The organism is Dyadobacter sp. CY347 (assembly GCF_021502655.1).
Lineage (GTDB): Bacteria > Bacteroidota > Bacteroidia > Cytophagales > Spirosomataceae > Dyadobacter.
In genome coordinates, this window is the sequence record NZ_JAKFFT010000008.1 from 86,857 (window position 1) to 106,635 (window position 19,779).

General features: G+C 42.9%; 19 protein-coding genes. 12 read left to right on the top strand and 7 right to left on the bottom strand.

Annotated features, from left to right (window positions below):
- Nucleotides 1-44: 44 nt before the first annotated feature.
- The 3 genes from L0659_RS18730 to L0659_RS18740 are packed head-to-tail and all read left to right on the top strand — an operon-like array spanning nucleotide 45 to nucleotide 1,962.
- A complete protein-coding gene (locus tag L0659_RS18730) occupies nucleotides 45-458 on the top strand; it encodes a nuclear transport factor 2 family protein (protein ID WP_235128129.1) in 414 nt (137 codons plus the stop codon).
- Nucleotides 451-1,053, top strand: coding sequence for a GNAT family N-acetyltransferase (locus L0659_RS18735; RefSeq protein WP_235128130.1), 603 nt, complete (start codon nucleotides 451-453; stop codon nucleotides 1,051-1,053). Before L0659_RS18730 ends, L0659_RS18735 begins: the two co-directional genes overlap by 8 nt.
- A 6-nt stretch (nucleotides 1,054-1,059) precedes the next feature.
- Nucleotides 1,060-1,962 carry a carbon-nitrogen hydrolase family protein gene (locus L0659_RS18740; RefSeq protein WP_235128131.1) on the top strand — a complete coding sequence of 301 codons (903 nt, stop codon included), beginning with the start codon at nucleotides 1,060-1,062 and terminating at the stop codon, nucleotides 1,960-1,962.
- 30 nt (nucleotides 1,963-1,992) lie between these two features.
- On the opposite strand, the gene L0659_RS18745 is transcribed toward L0659_RS18740, so the two are convergent.
- The 3 genes from L0659_RS18745 to L0659_RS18755 are packed head-to-tail and all read right to left on the bottom strand — an operon-like array spanning nucleotide 1,993 to nucleotide 6,316.
- Entirely contained in the window at nucleotides 1,993-3,756 is a 1,764-nt protein-coding gene (locus tag L0659_RS18745) for a PQQ-dependent sugar dehydrogenase (protein WP_235128132.1), read from the bottom strand.
- Between the two features lie 4 nt (nucleotides 3,757-3,760).
- The gene (locus L0659_RS18750) at nucleotides 3,761-5,017 is read right to left on the bottom strand and encodes an amidohydrolase/deacetylase family metallohydrolase (RefSeq protein WP_235128133.1); all 1,257 of its coding nucleotides are present in this window, start codon (nucleotides 5,015-5,017) and stop codon (nucleotides 3,761-3,763) included.
- A 9-nt stretch (nucleotides 5,018-5,026) separates the two neighbouring features.
- Nucleotides 5,027-6,316, bottom strand: a complete 1,290-nt coding sequence (locus L0659_RS18755) for an amidohydrolase/deacetylase family metallohydrolase (RefSeq protein WP_235128134.1) — start codon at nucleotides 6,314-6,316, stop codon at nucleotides 5,027-5,029.
- Between the two features lie 414 nt (nucleotides 6,317-6,730).
- On the opposite strand from L0659_RS18755, the gene L0659_RS18760 reads away from it, so the two are divergent.
- Nucleotides 6,731-7,483: a LytTR family DNA-binding domain-containing protein gene (locus tag L0659_RS18760; protein WP_235128135.1), complete on the top strand. Its 753-nt coding sequence runs from the start codon at nucleotides 6,731-6,733 to the stop codon at nucleotides 7,481-7,483.
- A 15-nt stretch (nucleotides 7,484-7,498) separates the two neighbouring features.
- Here the strand turns inward: L0659_RS18760 and L0659_RS18765 are convergent, their stop codons facing one another.
- Nucleotides 7,499-9,388, bottom strand: coding sequence for an ATP-binding protein (locus L0659_RS18765; RefSeq protein WP_235128136.1), 1,890 nt, complete (start codon nucleotides 9,386-9,388; stop codon nucleotides 7,499-7,501).
- A gap of 519 nt (nucleotides 9,389-9,907) precedes the next feature.
- Here L0659_RS18765 and L0659_RS18770 point away from each other — a divergent pair.
- Nucleotides 9,908-11,173 (top strand): hypothetical protein, encoded by a 1,266-nt coding sequence (locus L0659_RS18770; RefSeq protein ID WP_235128137.1) that lies wholly within the window; start codon nucleotides 9,908-9,910, stop codon nucleotides 11,171-11,173.
- Nucleotides 11,174-11,179: 6 nt separating this feature from the next.
- Here the strand turns inward: L0659_RS18770 and L0659_RS18775 are convergent, their stop codons facing one another.
- The gene (locus tag L0659_RS18775) at nucleotides 11,180-11,986 is read right to left on the bottom strand and encodes a glycosyltransferase family 2 protein (RefSeq protein ID WP_235128138.1); all 807 of its coding nucleotides are present in this window, start codon (nucleotides 11,984-11,986) and stop codon (nucleotides 11,180-11,182) included.
- A gap of 125 nt (nucleotides 11,987-12,111) precedes the next feature.
- Nucleotides 12,112-12,522, bottom strand: a complete 411-nt coding sequence (locus L0659_RS18780) for an EthD family reductase (protein WP_235128139.1) — start codon at nucleotides 12,520-12,522, stop codon at nucleotides 12,112-12,114.
- A gap of 507 nt (nucleotides 12,523-13,029) precedes the next feature.
- On the opposite strand from L0659_RS18780, the gene L0659_RS18785 reads away from it, so the two are divergent.
- The 6 genes from L0659_RS18785 to L0659_RS18810 all read left to right on the top strand — a co-directional run bounded on the left by L0659_RS18785 (nucleotide 13,030) and on the right by L0659_RS18810 (nucleotide 18,535).
- Complete coding sequence (locus L0659_RS18785; RefSeq protein ID WP_235128140.1) at nucleotides 13,030-14,442, top strand: tyrosine-type recombinase/integrase; 1,413 nt, start codon at nucleotides 13,030-13,032, stop codon at nucleotides 14,440-14,442.
- Nucleotides 14,443-14,476: 34 nt separating this feature from the next.
- A complete protein-coding gene (locus tag L0659_RS18790; protein WP_235128141.1) occupies nucleotides 14,477-15,472 on the top strand; it encodes a hypothetical protein in 996 nt (331 codons plus the stop codon).
- Between the two features lie 171 nt (nucleotides 15,473-15,643).
- Complete coding sequence (locus L0659_RS18795; protein WP_235128142.1) at nucleotides 15,644-15,937, top strand: type II toxin-antitoxin system HigB family toxin; 294 nt, start codon at nucleotides 15,644-15,646, stop codon at nucleotides 15,935-15,937.
- A gap of 39 nt (nucleotides 15,938-15,976) precedes the next feature.
- A complete protein-coding gene (locus L0659_RS18800) occupies nucleotides 15,977-16,363 on the top strand; it encodes a type II toxin-antitoxin system HigA family antitoxin (protein WP_235128143.1) in 387 nt (128 codons plus the stop codon).
- Nucleotides 16,364-16,629: 266 nt separating this feature from the next.
- Nucleotides 16,630-17,280 (top strand): hypothetical protein, encoded by a 651-nt coding sequence (locus L0659_RS18805; protein ID WP_235128144.1) that lies wholly within the window; start codon nucleotides 16,630-16,632, stop codon nucleotides 17,278-17,280.
- Nucleotides 17,281-17,395: 115 nt separating this feature from the next.
- A complete protein-coding gene (locus L0659_RS18810) occupies nucleotides 17,396-18,535 on the top strand; it encodes a hypothetical protein (protein WP_235128145.1) in 1,140 nt (379 codons plus the stop codon).
- 162 nt (nucleotides 18,536-18,697) lie between these two features.
- On the opposite strand, the gene L0659_RS18815 is transcribed toward L0659_RS18810, so the two are convergent.
- Nucleotides 18,698-19,036 carry a hypothetical protein gene (locus L0659_RS18815; protein WP_235128146.1) on the bottom strand — a complete coding sequence of 113 codons (339 nt, stop codon included), beginning with the start codon at nucleotides 19,034-19,036 and terminating at the stop codon, nucleotides 18,698-18,700.
- A gap of 399 nt (nucleotides 19,037-19,435) precedes the next feature.
- Here L0659_RS18815 and L0659_RS18820 point away from each other — a divergent pair, with 399 nt between their 5' ends.
- Complete coding sequence (locus L0659_RS18820; RefSeq protein WP_235128147.1) at nucleotides 19,436-19,777, top strand: helix-turn-helix domain-containing protein; 342 nt, start codon at nucleotides 19,436-19,438, stop codon at nucleotides 19,775-19,777.
- Nucleotides 19,778-19,779 lie beyond the last annotated feature (2 nt).

The following is a 19,779-nucleotide window of genomic DNA, read 5'->3' on the forward strand; positions in this document are numbered from 1 at the left end:
TTACCGCTCTATTTTATTATCAATACAAACATTAATGATCTGACATGGCTTCTCTGGACATCGTACAAGCATATTATTCAAGCTTCAATCATAAAAATTGGGAGGGCATGCTCGCATTGCTGCACCCTGAAGTAAGGCACGAGCCCAACCAGGGCGAAGTGCGCATCGGCATTGAAAAATTCACCGAGTTTCTGGGCCAGATGGACGAGTCCTATGAAGAAACTTTGACCGACATGGTCTTCTTCACAACAGCGGACGATTCTCGTGTGGCCGTGGAATTCACAGTAAGAGGAATTTATAAAAAAGGCGAAGAAGGGTTTCCCGAGGCTTACGGCCAGTCTTACAAACTTCCTGCTGCGGCTTTTTTGGAATTAAAAAACGAAAAAATCTGCCGCGTTACCACCTTCTACAATCTGCCGCATTGGATAGAGCTGGTTTCAAATCCGAAAAATGACTGATCAACTGACTTTTGCATCTTATAAAGGCCTCGAAATAGCAGCCGTTGTAGAAGCATTGGGCGCATTGCGGATTGCCGTTTTCCACGATTATCCTTATTTGTATGAGGGTTCGCTGGACTATGAAAAAGAATATCTGCAAATATACGTCCAGTCTGAACGCGCCTTTTTGTTCGCTGTTTTTGATGGTGAGAAAATGGTCGGCGCGACGACATGCATTCCGTTAACCGACGAAGCGGCGGAAGTCCGGAAACCGTTTGAAGATGCGGGATTTGATATCAGCAACATTTTTTACTTTGGAGAAAGCATTTTACTTCCGCAATATCGCGGTCTGGGCCTCGGGCACCGCTTTTTTGATGAGCGTGAAGCACATACCAGGAGCTTTGGACATTATCATTTATGCTGTTTCTGTTCCGTTGACCGGGGCGAAAATCACCCTGCCAGGCCAGCCGATTACCGGTCTAATGATGCATTCTGGATCAAACGCGGATATATAAAGGAACCTGCGTTGCAAAGCACCATGGAATGGCCTGATATTGGCGAAACGTCGTCCTCGGCCAAACAAATGATTTTCTGGATCAAACCACTTGATAGCTAACTGCCTATGTCTGTAACCATTGCCTCAGCGCAATATCCTATCTCCCAGCATGCTGATTTTGCAAGCTGGCAAAAACACATTGAAAACTGGGTGGCCGACGCGGCTGCGAAGGGAGCCCAACTATTGCTGTTTCCTGAATATGGTGCGATGGAACTGATTAGCATTTTATCTCCTGAAATTCAACAGGATATTTTCCTTCAAATTGCAGCTATGAATGACTTTACCGAGTCGTTCTGCGGGGTTTTTGCTGAGCTTGCCCTGAAACATCATGTCGTGATCGTTGCGCCGAGCATGCCCGTTATCGATAATGGAAAGCATTTGAACCGTGTTTTTGTGTTTTCGGACAAAGGCCTCGCTGGTTACCAAGACAAATTTTTCATGACGCGCTTTGAAAATGAAGAATGGGGCATCCAGAGCGCGCCCAAAGTGCTTACGGTGTTTGAAGCCGCATGGGGGAAATTTGGCATTCAGATCTGTTATGACATTGAATTCGGGCTGGGATCTCAATTGCTTTGCAGCGCAGGTGCATCGCTAATTCTCGTTCCAAGCTGCACCGAAACCATCCGGGGCGCTACGCGGGTGCACGTGGGCGCAAGGGCCCGCGCTTTGGAAAATCAGGCTTACACAGCTGTTTCCCAAACAGTTGGCAACGCAACTTGGTCGCCAGCAGTGGATATCAACTACGGTTATTCTGCATTCTATTCCACACCCGACAAAGGTTTACCAGAAGAAGGCATCATTGCCGCGGAAATCCCTCAAAAAGAAGGCTGGCTGATCCAGCAGCTGGATTTCGCCAAAATCGAGGAAGTAAGACACGACGGGCATGTGCTGAATTTCAACGATCAGCAAAAAATCAATGTCGAAATGCACTCGGAGGAAGTGCGCATTTTGCATGTGAGGTGCGTTTGATTTTGAAAAATAAATTTTGTTTTTCATAAATCATTTTTTCAAAACCCGCTTCACTTCGTCCACTGAAACCCGGTCAGGCATGTTGCCGAATTGTTGCCTTACGTAGGTTAGCAGCTGCGCCATTTCCTCGGGCGGGATGAAATCGTGCTTGGGCATGAGATCATTGTAAGGTTTGCCCAACACCTCTATCGGCCCTTCCAAACCATTGGCCACCGCCTGGATAAGCTTTCTTTTGTCGTCCGTAACCCATTCGGAATTCACCAGCGGCGGAAAACGGCTGCCGTCACCGAGGCCGTTGGATTGGTGGCATGGCGTGCAATACGTGCTGTAAACTTTTTCTCCGGCGAGCTTTGTATCCTTATCCAGATTATCCTTCACCACATCCGGCGTGCGGATGTTCCCCGCCAACTTATGCTTTTCCATAGCAGCCAGTTGCGGCGCTCCAAATGATTGCTTATTGCCCTTAAACATGATCCGCCAAATTTTTCCTTTTTTTGAATCGCTAATATAAAGCGAACCATCCGGCCCTTGTGCGAGGCCCATAGGCCGCGCCTTGGCATCGCTTACATTAATGATAGGGTCCATGCCTGCGAAACCGTCGGCAAAAACTTCCCATTTCTCCGAAAACTTACCATTGACCCAAGGCACAAAGCAAACGAAATAGCCAGCCTGCGGATAGGGCGCGCGGTTTGTAGATCCATGAAATGCGATGAATGCGCCGTTTTTATAGCGTTCGGGAAACTGGTTCCCGGTGTAAAACAAGATATCGTTAGGCGCCCAATGTCCCGGAAATCCAATGATCGGATTTTGATATTTAGCTCCTTCTCCCTCCTTTTTCCCATCACCGCCATATTCGGGATTCAAGACTTTTTTGCCCTTCATCTGATCGAAATAATAGTAAGGCCAGCCCAGGTTTGTTCCCTGCGTCACTTTCACAAATTCTTCGGCAGGTAAAACGGCACTTTGCCAGGATGAATAAATGTCGGGAAACAGGCGGCGCAAATTATCGCGCCCATGCACAACTGCGTATAAGTTTTGGTCTGCATGATTCCATCGCATGCCCACAATGCTTCGCAAACCTGTCGCATACAATGTGCCGTCTGCCTGCGTTTGATTGAGCCTATCTGCACTGAATTTCCAGATCCCACCGTGCTTTTCCAGGTCCGGGCAAGGGTTCATACCAGTGTTTCCCGGCTTGCCACCCGGGGAATTAACCATATCCTGGCACGCATCCGATGGCGCTCCGAAAGGCACGTACATGTTGCCTTTGTCATCGAAAGCCATTGGTTTGGTAATGTGCCAATGCGTGCCGTGCTCGTGATCGTCTTTTAAAATTACTTCCACGGTGCTGTCCGGCAGAAGCTGGCCCGGGATCAGTTTACTGCGGTAAACAAACAGTGACGAACTGTAATACAAATATCCATTACGGATCATGATGCCGTTGGCAAGGCTGCTCTGATCAGGATAATTGCCGAAATTTTTGATGATATCGGCTTTTCCATCCCGGTTAGTATCCCTGATCGCCACCGTCCCTCCTTGCTGGCCTTTTCCAAAATACCGCAGCTTTACATAGATATCCCCATTATCATTCACCACAATGTGCCGGGCAAGTCCGGTGCTGTCGGCCACGACGAGGGCTTCAAAACCCGCCGGTGTGGCCAGGCCGCCATTGTCCGGATCACCTTTTGGAAGCAGATCCTGCCTTTGTGCACCTGAAAGAAGCATTACTACTAGGCCGAAGCAAAAATATCGCTGTGCAAGCCTCCATTTTTGTTGGTAAAAATTGGATCCCATTATTTCAATTATCTATTTTTTTAGCACCTAACCCATTCAAATCCCACACAATTTTTCCGTCCCTAACCGTCATTTCCATTTCCAGTTTTTTTGAGCCGGATATGCTTTTTCCAGCAGAATCCGTGAAACCGAATGTACCTTCACTGACTTTAAAAATTGCTATATCAGCCACATTGCCCACTTTCATATTTCCTAATTCCTCATGATTAATGGCCGTTGCAGCATTCCAGGTGGCGATTTGCACGACATCATTGAGCGACAAACCCAGTGCCATAAATTTTGACATTACATTCGTCATATCCTTCATGGCCGAGTTCATGCTGAAACGGTGTAGATCTGTCCCAAAAGAATTCGGAGCGAAACCCTGCTTAACCGCCGGAGCAGCCTGGTCGAACCAGAAACCTGCGCCGCCGTGCCCCAGATCAAATAAAATACCCCGCTTTTTTGCTTCCAGGACAAATGGCCGGACTTTTCCATCTTCGCCAATGATGGGCATGCGCTCTTTAATATTTTCAAAAGTATGCGTAATCATATCGCCCGGACTAAGCTTGGCAAGCTGATTCTGTAAGGAATATTGGGGTAAATGACATTCCACGAAAAGCGGCTTTTCAACTTGCCTGGCTAATTTTATCGCATTGTCATAAGGCGTCCAGTCGGTCCCGTTGTAATGCCCGATTTTTACCCCAACGATTATCCCTGAATATTGGTTAATCACGCTCAAAGCGGAATCCGGGACCATATCTGCAATATTTTGTTCATGCTCCTCACCCGTCATTCCGTCGCCTGCAATGTTTATAAAAGCCAGAATGCGCGTTTTGGACTGATCGATCACCTGTTTTTTAAACAAAGGAAAACTACGCCAGCCGGAAGTCCCCGCGTCCACAACCGTCGTCACCCCGGACCGGAATGTAAAATCATCAGGAGAAACGCTGTTCACACCATTGGCAAAAAGCCCTGCATGAGGCCCGACAAAAACGTGCGTATGCATATCAATGAAGCCGGGCGTCACGTATAAACCTTTCGCATCGATCGTTTTCTCAGCAGGCTCATCTATTTTAGTAGCGACTCTTGCTATAACACCCTTGCTTATAGCCACATCCATTACTTTATCAATGTTATTTGCAGGGTCAATCACATGGCCGCCTTTTATGATCAGATCAAATTTTTGACCAAAAACAGTGCCGCAAAGCGCAAGTAAAAGCACTATGCAGAAGTAGTTTTTGCCAAGATTAATGTGGCTATGAAGATTCTTTAAATCCATCCCTATCCGTTATTTAGCCAATGTTTCAGAGTCCCAGCCCGCCGCGCTGATCCCGTTCAGGTCCCACACGATCTTACCCGCGCGAATGGTCAGTTCGGCTTCCAGTTTTTTATCGCCTTTGAGTTTCAGTTTCCGGGTGTCTAAAAATCCGAAATCCCCTTTTCTTAAATTAAACACAGCAATATCCGCCTCTGAACCTAACGACAATGTTCCCAGATCCGGGCGTTTGATGACTTGTGCGGGATTCCATGTCGCACGCAGAATGGCGTCCGGAAGCGTCATGCCCATGTTGAGAAACTTGGATATAACATTGTCCAGCCCTTTCATAGCGCCGTTCATGCTGTCGGTATGCAAGTCGGTGCTGATTACATTGGGTTTAAATCCCTGTTGCAAGGCCGGAATCGCCTGCCGCCAAGCAAATGCCCCGCCTCCATGCCCGACGTCGAAAACCAGCCCGTTTCTTTGCGCTTCGAAAACGAATGGTTTTACTTTCCCATTTTCATCAACCACCGTTTCACGGTCTGCCGGTCCGTAAGAAAAGGTGTGAGTGAAAATGTCGCCCGGACGGAGATATTCTTTGAATAATTTTTCAATTGATAATGGCGGCCGGTGTTCACCGAAATCAACCATAACCGGCACATTGGCCAGTTTCCCAGCTTCAACCGCGGCTGTTACCTGCGCATAATCCCCCCAGAAATGTGCCGCTTTCACGCCCACAATGATTTTTGGAAAAAGCCTTTGGATCATATTGGCGGTCATAACCGGGTTCATATCCGTAAGATCCTGCTCTTCATAGCGGCTCGCCATGCCTGTGCCCACAATGTTGAGCAGCGCCAGGACGCGCGTTTGCGCTTTATCGATCGTCTGTGCTTTGAAAGTCCGGAAGTTGCGCCAGCCGGATGAGCCCGCATCGACAACCGTTGTAATTCCGGCGCGGAACGTGAAGCCGTCCGGCGGCAGGCTGGTAGAGGCATTGGCAATGTAAGCGTCGGGGACAGTTCCTGCGAAAACGTGTGCGTGCATATCAATCAGCCCGGGCGTGACATAAAACCCTTTTACATCCACCGTCTTTTTCGCGTCCGAAGCTGCAATGTTACTGGCTACCCGTATGATTTTTCCGCCCGAAATGGCAACATCCATAACCGCATCAATGTTGTTTTTGGGATCGATGACGTGCCCGCCTTTTAGCAGAAGGTCAATTTCCTGGGCATTGGCTAAATAGGGAAAGAATAGCAATAGCAGGGAACACAGAAACCGGGCAACGCGTCCGGCGTTCTTTGCTTGTGTGCAAGCCAACATGAGTTAAGAGTTTAGATCTGAATTGTATTCATATACAAGACAGTAGGGGCAAAATATTACTTCAAAGATTTCAAACTTTCCCCTTATCCTATAAAAAAGAAAGGCGCATTGCTGCGCCTGATGTGTATAGTAATGTTGCTTGCAGAAGTGAATGGTTAAAGTCGGTTTTTCACCGCCAATTGCCTTTCTTGCATTATAAAGTTGGCTTATCCAACGCTAAATTTCAAAACCAACGAGGGAACGGTCGGTTCCGGCTATTTAACGGTGAACGGTAAGTATACGCGCCACCGTTAATGAGCTACTTCACATTATTGAGATGTTTATTTTTGACCTCTATGATGAAAACGGCGAGGCTTCCGGCACGCTCATTGAAATTGAACTATCAACGTATCTCAACAATGTATAAGCAAGAAAATGATAAAAGCGCTGATTATTGACGATGAACCCAAAGCACGAACGGTGCTACAATATTATATTGAAACTTTTGTTGAGGAAATCACTGACGTGCGGCAGGCCGAGTCCGTGGACCATGGACTTGAAATCTTGCGGAATTTTAGTCCAAATATTGTGTTCCTGGACGTGGAAATGCCCAAACGTAATGGTTTTGATTTTTTACGTGCGTTGGTAAACCCGTCATTCGAGGTAATTTTCACAACTGCCTACAACCAGTATGCGATTCAGGCGATCCGTTTCAGTGCGCTGGATTTTCTGCTCAAACCCGTTGACCCTGACGAACTCAGGCATGCCATTGACAGGTATTTGAAAATGCAGTTGCCGGATGTCAAAAGCAACCTGATCCTGTATGATAACCTCGTCCAGAATATCCGTAAAGGTAAAACCAAGGACTTCCGGCTTGCTATTCCTTCCAAGGACGGTGTGCTTTTTCTGACATTGGAACAAATTATCCGTATGCAGGGAGACGGCAATTATACATTTATCCACACCACCCACAAGAAGCCCATCGTTACCAGCAAAACACTGAAATATTTCGATGAGATGCTGGATGAATTTGGTTTTATCCGCACCCACAAATCACATCTGGTGAATCCCAGGCACATTTCCCAAATGAGCCACGATCACGGGTACATTGTTGTAAGCGACGGCACGGAGGTCGAAATATCCCGCCGCAAAAAGGTGGAAGTGGTTAAATTATTGAAACTCAGATAGGCGCAGCAATGCATGTCACGCTTGTGTTCCTGTCCTTAAAATGACGCTGCTGGGAAGCAGGATGTAGAATGTAGTAACTACTCCTGGCTCACTTTCGAACCAAATGTGGCCGTGATGCGCTTCAATGATCTGTTTGCTTATGTATAAGCCAAGACCAAACGGCTGTTCACCGGCTGTTCCGGCGCGTTTTGAGGACGTAAACGGATCAAATATCTTGTTTTCGAATTCTTTGGGAATACCAAGGCCATTGTCCTGAATGGCTATTAAAATCCCATTTTGCGCGTCAGAAGTGCTGATTTGGATCAAACCGCCCTGAGGACTAAATTTTATTGCATTGATCACCAGGTTACTCAAAACGCGGGAAATTTTGTCGCCGTCAACCAGAATAGTTGCATTCAAAACATTGGATAAAACCAGCTCCTGATTTTTTTCTTTCGCTCTGAAATTCAATAATTTAACAACCTGTTGCAGCAAAACCGAAAGGTCAGTTTCTTCTTTATTCAGTTCTGATTCTTTTAAATCAAAATCGGTTACGAGCAAATCGCCGATCATGGTCATGCAATTCTTACTCGACTCATGGATCATTTGCACAAATTCCTTCGTTTCTTCCGGACTTGTTTCATATTCCATTAACATTGAGCTCATTGCGTTGATTGCGCCAATCGGATTTCTGAGATCGTGCGCAACAATTTTGATCACGCGCGCATAATTTTTGTTGGTCAGTTCCAGCGCTTCCATCGTCGTTTCGAGCTGCCGGAACTGCATTTTCTGCATTACATTGGTCCGCTTGGACATGATCCAGGTGCGCAGTAAAAACACGATGCTGAGGATCGTCAGCAGGCATATGGCCACTGCCAGCCATAGAAACCGTTTATTATAAGCAACCTTCAACTGCTCCGACTTTAATTCCTGATCCTTAACTGCATATTCAATGTAGTCCACGCCCGAAACTTTGTCAATTTCAATCTGCTCTTCGAACAACCCGATAATTTTCTCGGCATAGCTGTATGCTTTTGCTGTGTCCTTTCGCGCCGTGTAAAAATCATAAAGCTTGTTTGCTATATCCCTCGCATACAGGCGATATCCCTTTTGCTCCGATATCTGCAATGCTTGCTCATAATAAGCAATGGCGGTGTCAGGAAGGGTTCTGAGGTGCTGGTCGCCCAGGCTGATAAGCAGGTCCATACTGAAAAAATACAGCTTCATGTCCAGGCTTTTTTTCAGCGTTTTTTTCAGCATTCCAATTCCCCTATCCCACTCATTGTTAGAAAGATAATGAACCGCCTGCAACTGCTCAATTGCCAGTTGGACACGAAGGTCTTTATACTTTTCGGCGATGGCTTTGGCGCGGCGGATATTCTTGTTTTTTTGCTCCTCGTCAAAATTTTCCGGGTAAATCAGCATGTAATTCAGGATCGCGAGCGCCGTAATCGAATCTTGCGAAATACGGCTGCCAAGTTCCAGTGCCTGCTCGAAGTTGGCGATCGACTTCTCGTCTTTGCCGGTGATCTTGTAAACCAGGCCAATGTTCATGAGCGTCTGAACAATGTTGGACGAGTCTCCGATGGCAACGTAACGATTATACGCATCGTTATAATAGCGCAATGCGAGCTGCACATTGCCTTTTATGTCAAATACAATTCCCAGATTATTGGTCGCATCGGCAATGCCCTTCGGGTAATCCAGCCTGGTGGCGATTTCTCGCGCCTGCATAGAATAATAGAAAGTGCTGTCGGCATTTTGCTCAAAAAAAAGCAGGGAGATTTTATTAACTGCGTCCACATAACGTAGACTGTCAGTGATTTGCGGAAGCGATCGCTGCAACTTACGGATCATTTCCACCTGACCGAAGGCCGGTATTATCATCGACATCAGCATGAGCGTGCAGACGATTGAGATTCTCATTTCAAAGCATTTTTAGTCAAGCGCGCATCTATCAAATAAATATTACAAACTATACGCTCAATTGCAAACGAAGGAATAGCACGTAATATGCGAATGTGCCCTTGCAAGATAATTTGGCGAATTTTCAATCCCTAATTAATACGACGAACTTCATTCAAATCCGCAATCAAAGTCACCATTCTAAGCTGATTCACAACGTGTTCACGCATAGGAAAGTGACCGTTAATTCGTTCATTCTCACCGGTGGCTGGTTGGTTGTGCGTCGTTTCTAGTGTGTTCATATATTTAGGAAGTTTTGATGACTAATTAAACGGTTTAGGTGTTCAGTCCGAATGTTGGGGATCCCGACATTCGGCTTTTTATGCAATGCTTTCATATGGTTCATGGATTTACTTTAAATTCATCAGGCACAACGTATATTTGTCAAATGTTAGCCTGTTAATTGTGAATAAGTACAGCAAGAATAGCCTTCTATTAGGATTTTCTACCCTAGCTTTAATCATCCCTCGCCTGTATTATGTGGAACGGTTTGCTGTTTCCTTACCTTTTTGGGATCAATGGGATGCCGAATGGCTCGGGTTGCTGAAACCGTGGATCGAGGGGAAATTTCAATTTCAAGACCTGTTTATAGCGCACAATGAGCACCGCATACTGCCTACCCGCATCATGACATTGTTCATTTTCTCGCTGACAGGATCATGGAACAATATCGTCGAAGCACGCTTTAACATTCCATTCGGCGCCTTAACGCCCTTGCTTTTTATCTGGATCCTGGCCCGAACTGAAAAAATATCCGGTTTAAAATGGCTGGTCATTGCCGTTATCATTGCAGGCGGATCACTCCCTTTTTCCTGGGAAAATTTTTTGATTGGATTTCAGAGCCAATTTTACTTTGTTAACTTCTTTACCCTTTCCTCGCTGATTATTGCTGCGCATTTCCATAACAGGCACTGGTCGGTTTGGCTGATTTTGGCCCTGAGCCTGATCAGCATTTTAACATTGGCATCGGGCCTGCTGACCCCGCTGGCAGTAATATCTATTTATCTTGCCCGGGCTTATTTTCAACGTTTTATAAGTGGAAACGTGGTCATACTAATGGTTATTCTGCTTGTAATGGCTGTTTCTGCCTATCTCACAATGCCCCGAGTGGAAGAACATTATATTTTGCATGCGACCAATTTTTCAGAATTCGCTTCCACAATGCTTCGCCTGATGGGCTGGCCATTGCGTGGCAGCAAATTGTTTATTGGAGTCATGTGGTTGCCGGGCTTATTCTTCGTCTTGCGCCTGTTATTCCTGCGACAACAAATCAGCAAAACCGATCTGTTAATGTTTGGCTGCCTCGCATGGACCGCTATGCAGATCGTTGCGCTCGCTTACGGGCGCGGACATGATTCTACGCATATGCCGCCGCGCTATGCCGAAGTTCTGCTGCTGGGTTTGGCAGCGAACAGCTGGTTTGTTTTGAGGCTTGCGAGCATACCGGGCAAACCTCTGGCCCGGAAGGCCATTTTGGCCGTAGTTGCCGTTTTTTTCGTCGCCGTCTTTTTCAGCTACATTCAACGGTCCGTACTGGATTTCAGGGTATTAAAGGAAGAACGTGTGAGGCGACTGACCCAGACAGAAAATGTCCGCAACTATCTCGCTACGAAGGATTTTTCTACAATAAATAAACCAGGTTTCCAGATCCCATATCCTGAACCTAAACGATTACAAATGATACTTAATGATCCTCTTTTACAAGAAATTCTCATTATAGAGAAAGAACATTTGTCTAAAAAATAGCCCTCATCAGTTCACACCGGCGTTTAGTTTTTCTAAAACTTTCAAGATAGTGGTGTCTTCAATCAGGTTAGATTCGATATCGTGATTGTGAAATTCTTCCAGTTTTCTCTTGCGCTTGGTATCGCTTATCCCGCGTTCGACCTTTTGATGATATTCCTCCAAAGACCGGCAGTAATAATGGTTTAGCTGAATTTTATCTACGCTGACATCCGCCGTCGCACCGTCAATGGGAAGGTTGTGCTCATTGACACAAAAATATCCGGGTTTATAATGAAAGCAGTGCGACTTATAGGCCGATTTAACAAACCTGGGCTGTACAATGCTTTTGATATGTCTGTTGGGCGGGAACGAAACATCCGAGCGTTTTATAAAATTTTCCAACTGCCGCCCGGTCGGCTTTTGGATGTGTCCATTGGAGCCAAAGATCAGCCAGGAAACACCTAAACCACCGTAATTTTCATAGTTTTTCAAAAATTCCGGCAGATTGGCGCTATCCGTTTTTGGTACGATAAATTCGTCAATATCAATAAAGCCGATCCAAGTAGATGAGCCGCCGAAGGTGTCCAGACAATGCTGATAAGCTTTAACATGCTGGTTTTTTCCAGGCATATCAATCACCGTCACATTGGCCGAAGTATTTATGGCTGTTAATGCAGTGCGTATCGGCACTTTGCTGCCATTGTCATAAATAAAAAACGCCTGTACACCAATTTTCTCATGATAACCAATCCACTCTTCCAAATAGTTGTTTTCATCCTTAACGATACAACAAAGGGCCAAATCATATTGATGAACCTGCGAACGCCTATCCACCCCCCGAAATTTTGAAATAAGGTCTTTGATTGAAAACATATAAGGATAAAAACAAAGTAGTTGCCCCAAATTTATAAATTATCAATGAAGCAGTGACCCGGGGGTGGTAACTTATATATCAAAATCTATTTTACCACTTCACTTACCAGTATGACCGGGCTGATATTGGTATACCTTGGAAAATCAGCGCGGATAGCGTCCCGGTTTGGAGCGATGGCCGCCTGGTACTCACTCAGGTTTTTTACATAAAATGTCCCTATCGCCATGAACGGCAACGGTTGGTTAGGAATGCCGCTTGCAACGCCTTTATCTATGGTATATTTAACCAGATTTGATCCTAAAAACGCCGCTACCATCGGCATGTGCTTGGTTTCGTAATATTCCATATCAAAGGTTTTACCTTCGGCAAACGGATACATGACGGACACTTTGGTTAAACCTTTCTCAACAACAGCCGTGCTTTGCTTCTCCTGCCCGAATGTTGCAAAACAGATGGTCAAAAGGATAATCGATACAAATAGTTTCGCTTTCATCATTTCTTTGTCTAATAGATAAAATGTTCATTTTGAGTAGCATCACGCAAATATTGAAAAATTGACTTTATTCGCAAAACGTTATTTTTAGATGAAACCGATCGAAAAAACCGATTGGGAAATATGGAATTGAGACAGCTCAAATATTTTATCAACTTTCCTTGTAAGCCCATTCGTAGTTGTGAGCCTAAGATTAACACGCACCAATCACTTTCAACCGATTCGATAACTATTGCAACATCTATTGCAACAAAAAAAGCACCTAGCAAATTAATGCTAAGTGCTTCGTAACTAGGGCTCCCGAAGTTGGGCTCGAACCAACGACCCTCTGATTAACAGTCACATAAAATACGCCTTTTTTTGTTTTCACTCATTTTTCGATATTTATATAATTGCTTCACTATCAATATATTGAAAAATTAATTTCCAGATTTATTTGGTGATGTCTTTCGATGTTTTTTAATTTACTATTGCAAGTTTATTGCAACTAGAACGAAATGACCAACGATCATGAGCGCTACAACGGTAAATTTATTCCTCGACAAAAGAGCATCAAAAGGTGATGAAGGTGTGATAAAATGGTTGGTTTCTCATGAAGGAAAACAACGACTTTTTACCACGGGTTTGAAAATCTCAGAGCAGGATTGGGACTTTCTCAAAAAGCACAAATCCGGTATGCCCGGACAAGTGAAAAACGACTACAGAAGGAAGTTATGGAACAAGCTTTTCGGAAGTACGTATGAGGAAGAGTATACCGGCAAGGAAGTTGAAAGTTTCCTCGGCAGAGCCCGGACAATTGTGGGCAAGCTTGATGACGACTTCAGCTTTGAGCGATTCGCATATGAGATAAGTATGTTTGGTCAGGAATCGAAGCCTAGCAAAGAGACAAGGGATAAAAACAATGTCATTCAGGCTCTCACTTTGAAAGCAAACGATATGAATAAGGAAGGCCGGATTGGAAATGCATTGAGCTACACTTCAACGTCGACCTCATTACTACGTTTTCTCGAGTCTCTTACCGAAAAGCAACGTCAGGAATTGCTAAACCTTCCGCCTGTAACAATCAAGGAGGCGAAGAAAAAGGAGATTGTACTCCGCTTTGAATATCTGACTCCAACGTTTTTGACAAGTTATGAGAAATGGATGCTCAAGCATGGTCGAAAACGTAGGGGACCGAAAGGAAGCTCGTCCCCCGCTACCCTGACAACCGTTGGCATATATTGCCGGCACATCAGATCTGTTTGTAATGACGCCATTGACGCGGGCATTATGAATAGGGAGTTATACCCTTTTGGCAAGAGAAGGTATATGATACCAGCTGGCAGCAATACCAAAAAAGCACTCAGCAAGGATGACGTACTAAAAATCATAACGCATAAATGCAATCCAGGATTTGAACAGCGAAGCCGTGATCTATGGGTTTTTTCCTATTTATGTAATGGGATGAACATGAATGACATTTGTCGTATTCGCTGGCAGGATATAGAGGGTGACCGATTAACCTTTATCCGCCAAAAGACTGCTCGCTCAACCAGAGGTAACCAAAACACGATCAAAGTCTCCTTATTCAAAGAAACTTTTGATATTATTGAACGCTGGGCGGTAAAGAGCAAAAACCCAAAGGATTATGTCTTCCCATTTTTGGAGCACGATATGACACCAGAAAGACAAAAGACCGTAATCAATCAGGTGGTGAAAATCACAAATCAATACATGAAGGACATTGCGGCCGCTAATGAAATCACAGGAGACGTTAATACATACAGCGCCAGACATTCCTTCGCAACGATCCTTCTCCAATCAGAAGCACCACTTGCTTTCATTAGCCAATCGCTCGGCCACACTTCGATTTCGACCACGGAAAGCTATTTAGGCAGTTTTGACGATGAACAAACTAAGAAATATCTCAGCGCGCTGTTATAGTTTCTGCCCTTTAACATCGTCTAAATAGCCAGTAATGAAATTTCAAAGCATGGAACACTTCAAGGAATATTTTACATTCTTACAAAAATTTGACCTTCAAATATCTGAAATCAGGGACAAGCGCGAACCTGCCGAACTCGGCCCAGTCTTCAAATCAGGATACGACATCACCCATCAGACCCCACATTTCTCATTGCAGTTTGCAAAGCATCTGCAAATCTTAAAGGACTTGGCCGTCATCGACATCATTGGCGCAGATCCTGAGAGACGAAAAGCATATTTGGATCAGGCAAAGAAGCTTTTATCCCTATTCAACAGGTTTTGGGAAAATTACTTCCGTCATTACCCTGCGAATGGAGAAAACTTGCAGGACAACTTTTTGCTTGTGATTGAATTTGCCGAAATCTTTTACACCGATCTTCTGGAGCCTAATAAGACAGATGCAATCGTCACCCCGGAATTTATTGAAGACCTTTGCGATTCAATCCGGGAAAGAGAAGAAAGCTTGGCCGAGTTTATCACAGAAATCACTGCGCTCGTAAAAACGGAAGGTCAAGATTCGGAGGTAGAAAAGATAGGTGATGGTAAACCAACGCCAATACGAATCCGCCGCTATCCTGTATTTGTTGAAGGTATAGCCGATCAGTTTTTCAAGATCTTCAAGGAATATTTTGAAGAGAAAGACCAGCAACCGTTATTCACGCTGCTGAACAACAACATTTCTCCCAAACAGAAACTGCTTTTCAATAGCAATGGCAATCAGCTTGCTGATGCCTTCAAACAGCTCATCGAAGCGAATTTAATTGTTTCCTGCAATAAGGCGGAACTTGAAAGCTGGATTATAGAGAATTTTCAATACGTTTCAAATGCTCACGCCAAGCCGTTCACAACTGGCTACCTGAATGGTATCATTTCATCAGATGTTAAAATTTGCAAGTCACCAATTTTGACTGTGAACAGAAAAGGATTCGGAGAGCCCGCTTTGGCTGCTATTAGCAGAAATAAGAAGGGAAGTGATAGCTCAGTGTAAATCCTCTTGCAGAGTAATTGACAAACAAATCACAACATCTTGTATACTGTGGCAATGTGTTAGCCAAAAAGGCAAGGAGAAATTATCGACTCAACAAATTTGTTACATAATATGTAACAATCTATTGGAAATTAGGTTACCAATTATGTAACTTTACTGTGAATTAGCGTCATGAGAATTATTACAACAACCCGTTTAAGAGAGTTCTATCACACACATGCAGATTCGAAGATCGCGTTAGAAGTGTGGATTGCTAAAATCAAGGATATAAATATCCAAAACCTGAACGATCTTAAACAAGTGGCTAATTCAGTGGACATTATTGGAAACAATAGAGTAATATTTGATATCAAAGGGAATAAGTATCGAATCATTACCGTCGTCCTGGTACACCGGCAAATTGTTTACATCAGGTGGATTGGTACACATGCCGAATATGATAAGATTGATGCCCATACCGTATAAATCATATTATTGTTCAAACGACTCAAATCTAAGCAATCAATGAATACAGTAACTGTAACCCCCATAAAAACAGCATTAGACTATCAAAATGCCCTGAAGCGCATCGACGAATTACTTATTTTAGATCCGACCCCTTATTCTGAATTGGACGATGAGCTTGATGTCATAAGCACTTTGGTTCATGCTTATGAACAAACGCACAACGATATTCCTTATCCGGATCCGATTGACGCAATCAAATATTTGATGGAAGAAAATGGCTGGAAAAATAAAGATTTGGAGCAATTCATAGGTCCCAAATCAAGGGTGTCTGAAATACTTAACCGGAAGCGATACTTTACCTTGCAGCAAATTCATAACCTTCATAAGCACTTAGGATTACCCCTGGAAATCTTTATAAATGAGAAAATGCCGCAGGCAGCATAGCCAAGCGGCCATGAAAATACTAATTCAGCTTTCTAAGAACAGTGTCTCACAGACTTAGTCGCGTGGTTAAAATTGACGCATGGATTCCTGAGATAACGAAATGATGCAATTTTTAGGCCTTTAAAGATGGTCGACTCACGGCCGGCGCCAGGTGCAGGAAAGGGACATTTAGTTAGACTGAATACAAAACTGGCTTTAAGGTATAAGTTACACATATTTTTAAGATACCTAGACTAGAAAGCTAGAAAAATCCATAAACGTACACCATGACCGAAAAGGTAAAATTTATTTCTAATCCTCTAACAATAATTGCAATTTTCGCAGCATTAGCGGAAATTAATGCAACGGTTTCTATTGGACTTGTTGATAAAGAACTTCAACAAACATTTATTTGGTTTGTGATTCTATTTCCAACACTATTAATTATACTATTTTTCCTAACATTAAACTTCAATACAAAAGTCATTTATGCCCCGAGTGACTATAAGACAGATGAAAGTTTTCAAAAGATGTTTTTAATTGATCCAAAGCCAGATAAGGAAATTAACTTTGATAAAGATATTATAAAGAAAACAATCCAAGAGTTAGGAATAAAAACTGAGCCAAAAGAACAATCTATCAAAGTTTCAGATGATGTACAGTTTCTTTTTGGAGTAAGATATAGCATAGAAAAAGAACTAAGAAGAATTACAATAAAATTTATTGAAGAAGACAGGCCTAGACCAGTTGTTATGTTACTTCCGAGACTTGTAGAACAACAGATAATAACACCTAATCAACATAAGGTAATTAGAAACTTATTTTCTATTGCATCACCTGCAATTCATGGAGAAGAACAAAGGTTAACTGTTGCAGAAATTGACTTTGCTAAACAAATCGCACCAGGGCTAATTGACGAGCTTCGAAAAATTGAATAACTAACTTAAACAAGTACTTAGCTTTACTCATAGTAAACCATCAAATATTTACTGATAGCTTAGGAATAGGATACCTTTGCCTAAGTTCGCCTAGAAATAATAAATTATTCAAAAGATGAAAGTAGCATATCATTTTAAATGTGCAGATATTTCGGGAAGGTATGACAGTATATTTTATGGACGTATCTTCAATAACCTTCTTAGATTAAATGAAGCATTTATTTCCTCTAAGATTCTAATTGGAGATTTATTAATTTCAGAATATTTAACAAAAAACATTGATCCAAACGATTTCTTAAATCACTTATTTCAAAACAATGGAGACATTTGGAAGCGAATTATCATAGATCGAGTAAAATACTTTGTCAATGACATTCCCTTTGTGATATGTTTTGAAACAATTCCAAAAGAGCTTGCTATTAAATTACACGACTCACTGTTAAATGAAGAAAGATATTTAGGTGCCTTGGAAATTGACAATTCGCTTGAACTTCACTGGTGGTTATATGGTGAATGTATTGGACCTAAATTTAGATTACTTAATAAAGAAATAAATATTCTCATTGATGACAATGAACCTGAGAATTTGGAATATTTTGAAGATATAAAAGACCGTCTAAAAAATATCCCATTTGATAAGATAAATACTGAAGTTTCAAATTATAGGCATATCATATTTGATGATAAACATAATTATGAAAACGCTAAAAGAGTAACTGAATGGAAGCAAGGTATGGATTCAATTTTTTCAACTATTACTGATGAGATAATTGGAAAACTAACAGACATAGCCCCAAATTTAACAGATCAGCTTTGGTCTATCAATCAAAACTTCTTAAATGCTAAAACGGGTGAGCAATATGCCCAAGCAATGACTTCCTGTAGGAGAGTATTTCAATACGTGACAGACTGTTTATTTCCTGCTTCAAACGAAATAATCGAAGGACATTCGTTAACAAAAGATGCGTACAAAAATAGACTTTTGGAATTTGCTAAACGAGAGTTTAAAAGTAAAGAAAACATTGACTTAATTGTTACTAATACTTCAACACTATTTGAGGAATGGAAGAAACTTTATGAACTATCCAATCGAGGAGCTCATAGTGACCCACATAGACAGGAATGTCGACGTTGTATCATAAGGACAATTCTACTTTTAGATGACCTAATTGCTATAAAGAGAACGCCTTTTGAAGTTAATATCAAGTCTGAAAAACTGATTAACGACCTAAATGATAAGCACGATATTAGCTAATAACCTAGCATTGTTGTTATGCGGATGACAAATTCCACATAATGACAGATTTTTATATCTGTAACCTTAGCCACGAGCGAACTCTCTTTGTACTGGCTCTATTAGTAAGGTATAATAATTTGCATTTCTTTACTAATATGTGGTATACAACATCAGTCAAAATCAATTCCAGACCTTAGGAATATAAACGAAGGCCAAACCAATTATCCCGTAAATTAAAAACTCCCAATAATCAAACCCATTGAAAACTCCGTTAAACGTGGTAACATTGTATGTTTTAACGTCAAGATGCGACTCGCTAACATACATATCTGGATGATTCCTAGCGTATTCTCTACTTTCATTTTCTGCCAGATTTTCTTCGCTTGGATTCGTCATATATTCAGATTCAATTATATAAGTGCTAAAAGGCCAAAAGCCATCATTGTTGTAACCAGAAGAAAATAAGTAAATTGGCGTTGATGCAGGCTTCCCTACTTTTCGCCAGCTGACGTCGCTCACATGTCCGTGAATAGGGACGACATTGCATATAAACGCGAATGCGATTATTGAGAACCAGATAATCAAAAATCTTATATTCTTCGTGGTTAGCATTTTTGAGGGCAACGTTTGATCAAATATAAAGGAAACAATTGATTCTGATAGAAACCCGGCGATTTCTGGCTTCTGCGCCAGTTATTTCTTTTCACTTTTTACTCTGCTAAATAGCTCGGCTCTTCGTTTTGTTTAACCTGGTATCCTCGGATAGGCCACCGATCATCTCAGCACGCCACATAGTCGTTCCCGTTCAGCAAAAAATCAATAAATATCAGTAGGTAAAAGTAAGGTAACAATGCTCCCTACTTGTAACCCACCAAAACAAGCACCTAACATTGCGGTATCAAACAAAAACGCATTGTTATGGAGCAATACTCATTTGACCAGCTGCCCCGCGCAGTTTCAGAGCTTCACCAGAAGCTGGACAGTATCCAAGACCTTCTTTTAGAAACCCGGCAACCCGTTCCGCAAGCCGTCGAGCTTATGACCATTTCTCAGGCTGCCGAATTTCTTAATCTCTCTGTACAAACGCTGTATGGAAAAGTCTGCCACAGGGAGATCCCGGTCAGCAAGAAGGGCAAACGGCTTTACTTCTACAAATCCGAGCTGGAAGAGTGGATCAAATCTGGCAAGAAGAAAACAATGTCAGAGCTTCGGGAGCAGCTTACTACATGTACGGGTGGGCGCAAAGGAAGACGTCACTAAGC

What these genes read in the sequence shown, in the direction of transcription:
- L0659_RS18730 (WP_235128129.1), top strand. Translation starts at nt 45, where the DNA reads ATGGCTTCTCTGGACATCGTACAAGCATATTATTCAAGCTTCAATCAT.
- L0659_RS18810 (WP_235128145.1), top strand. Translation starts at nt 17,396, where the DNA reads ATGAAAGTAGCATATCATTTTAAATGTGCAGATATTTCGGGAAGGTAT.
- L0659_RS18790 (WP_235128141.1), top strand. Translation starts at nt 14,477, where the DNA reads ATGAAATTTCAAAGCATGGAACACTTCAAGGAATATTTTACATTCTTA.
- L0659_RS18780 (WP_235128139.1), bottom strand. Translation starts at nt 12,522, where the DNA reads ATGATGAAAGCGAAACTATTTGTATCGATTATCCTTTTGACCATCTGT.
- L0659_RS18800 (WP_235128143.1), top strand. Translation starts at nt 15,977, where the DNA reads ATGAATACAGTAACTGTAACCCCCATAAAAACAGCATTAGACTATCAA.
- L0659_RS18765 (WP_235128136.1), bottom strand. Translation starts at nt 9,388, where the DNA reads ATGAGAATCTCAATCGTCTGCACGCTCATGCTGATGTCGATGATAATA.
- L0659_RS18745 (WP_235128132.1), bottom strand. Translation starts at nt 3,756, where the DNA reads ATGGGATCCAATTTTTACCAACAAAAATGGAGGCTTGCACAGCGATAT.
- L0659_RS18820 (WP_235128147.1), top strand. Translation starts at nt 19,436, where the DNA reads ATGGAGCAATACTCATTTGACCAGCTGCCCCGCGCAGTTTCAGAGCTT.
- L0659_RS18735 (WP_235128130.1), top strand. Translation starts at nt 451, where the DNA reads ATGACTGATCAACTGACTTTTGCATCTTATAAAGGCCTCGAAATAGCA.
- L0659_RS18750 (WP_235128133.1), bottom strand. Translation starts at nt 5,017, where the DNA reads ATGGATTTAAAGAATCTTCATAGCCACATTAATCTTGGCAAAAACTAC.
- L0659_RS18740 (WP_235128131.1), top strand. Translation starts at nt 1,060, where the DNA reads ATGTCTGTAACCATTGCCTCAGCGCAATATCCTATCTCCCAGCATGCT.
- L0659_RS18755 (WP_235128134.1), bottom strand. Translation starts at nt 6,316, where the DNA reads ATGTTGGCTTGCACACAAGCAAAGAACGCCGGACGCGTTGCCCGGTTT.
- L0659_RS18805 (WP_235128144.1), top strand. Translation starts at nt 16,630, where the DNA reads ATGACCGAAAAGGTAAAATTTATTTCTAATCCTCTAACAATAATTGCA.
- L0659_RS18795 (WP_235128142.1), top strand. Translation starts at nt 15,644, where the DNA reads ATGAGAATTATTACAACAACCCGTTTAAGAGAGTTCTATCACACACAT.
- L0659_RS18760 (WP_235128135.1), top strand. Translation starts at nt 6,731, where the DNA reads ATGATAAAAGCGCTGATTATTGACGATGAACCCAAAGCACGAACGGTG.
- L0659_RS18785 (WP_235128140.1), top strand. Translation starts at nt 13,030, where the DNA reads ATGAGCGCTACAACGGTAAATTTATTCCTCGACAAAAGAGCATCAAAA.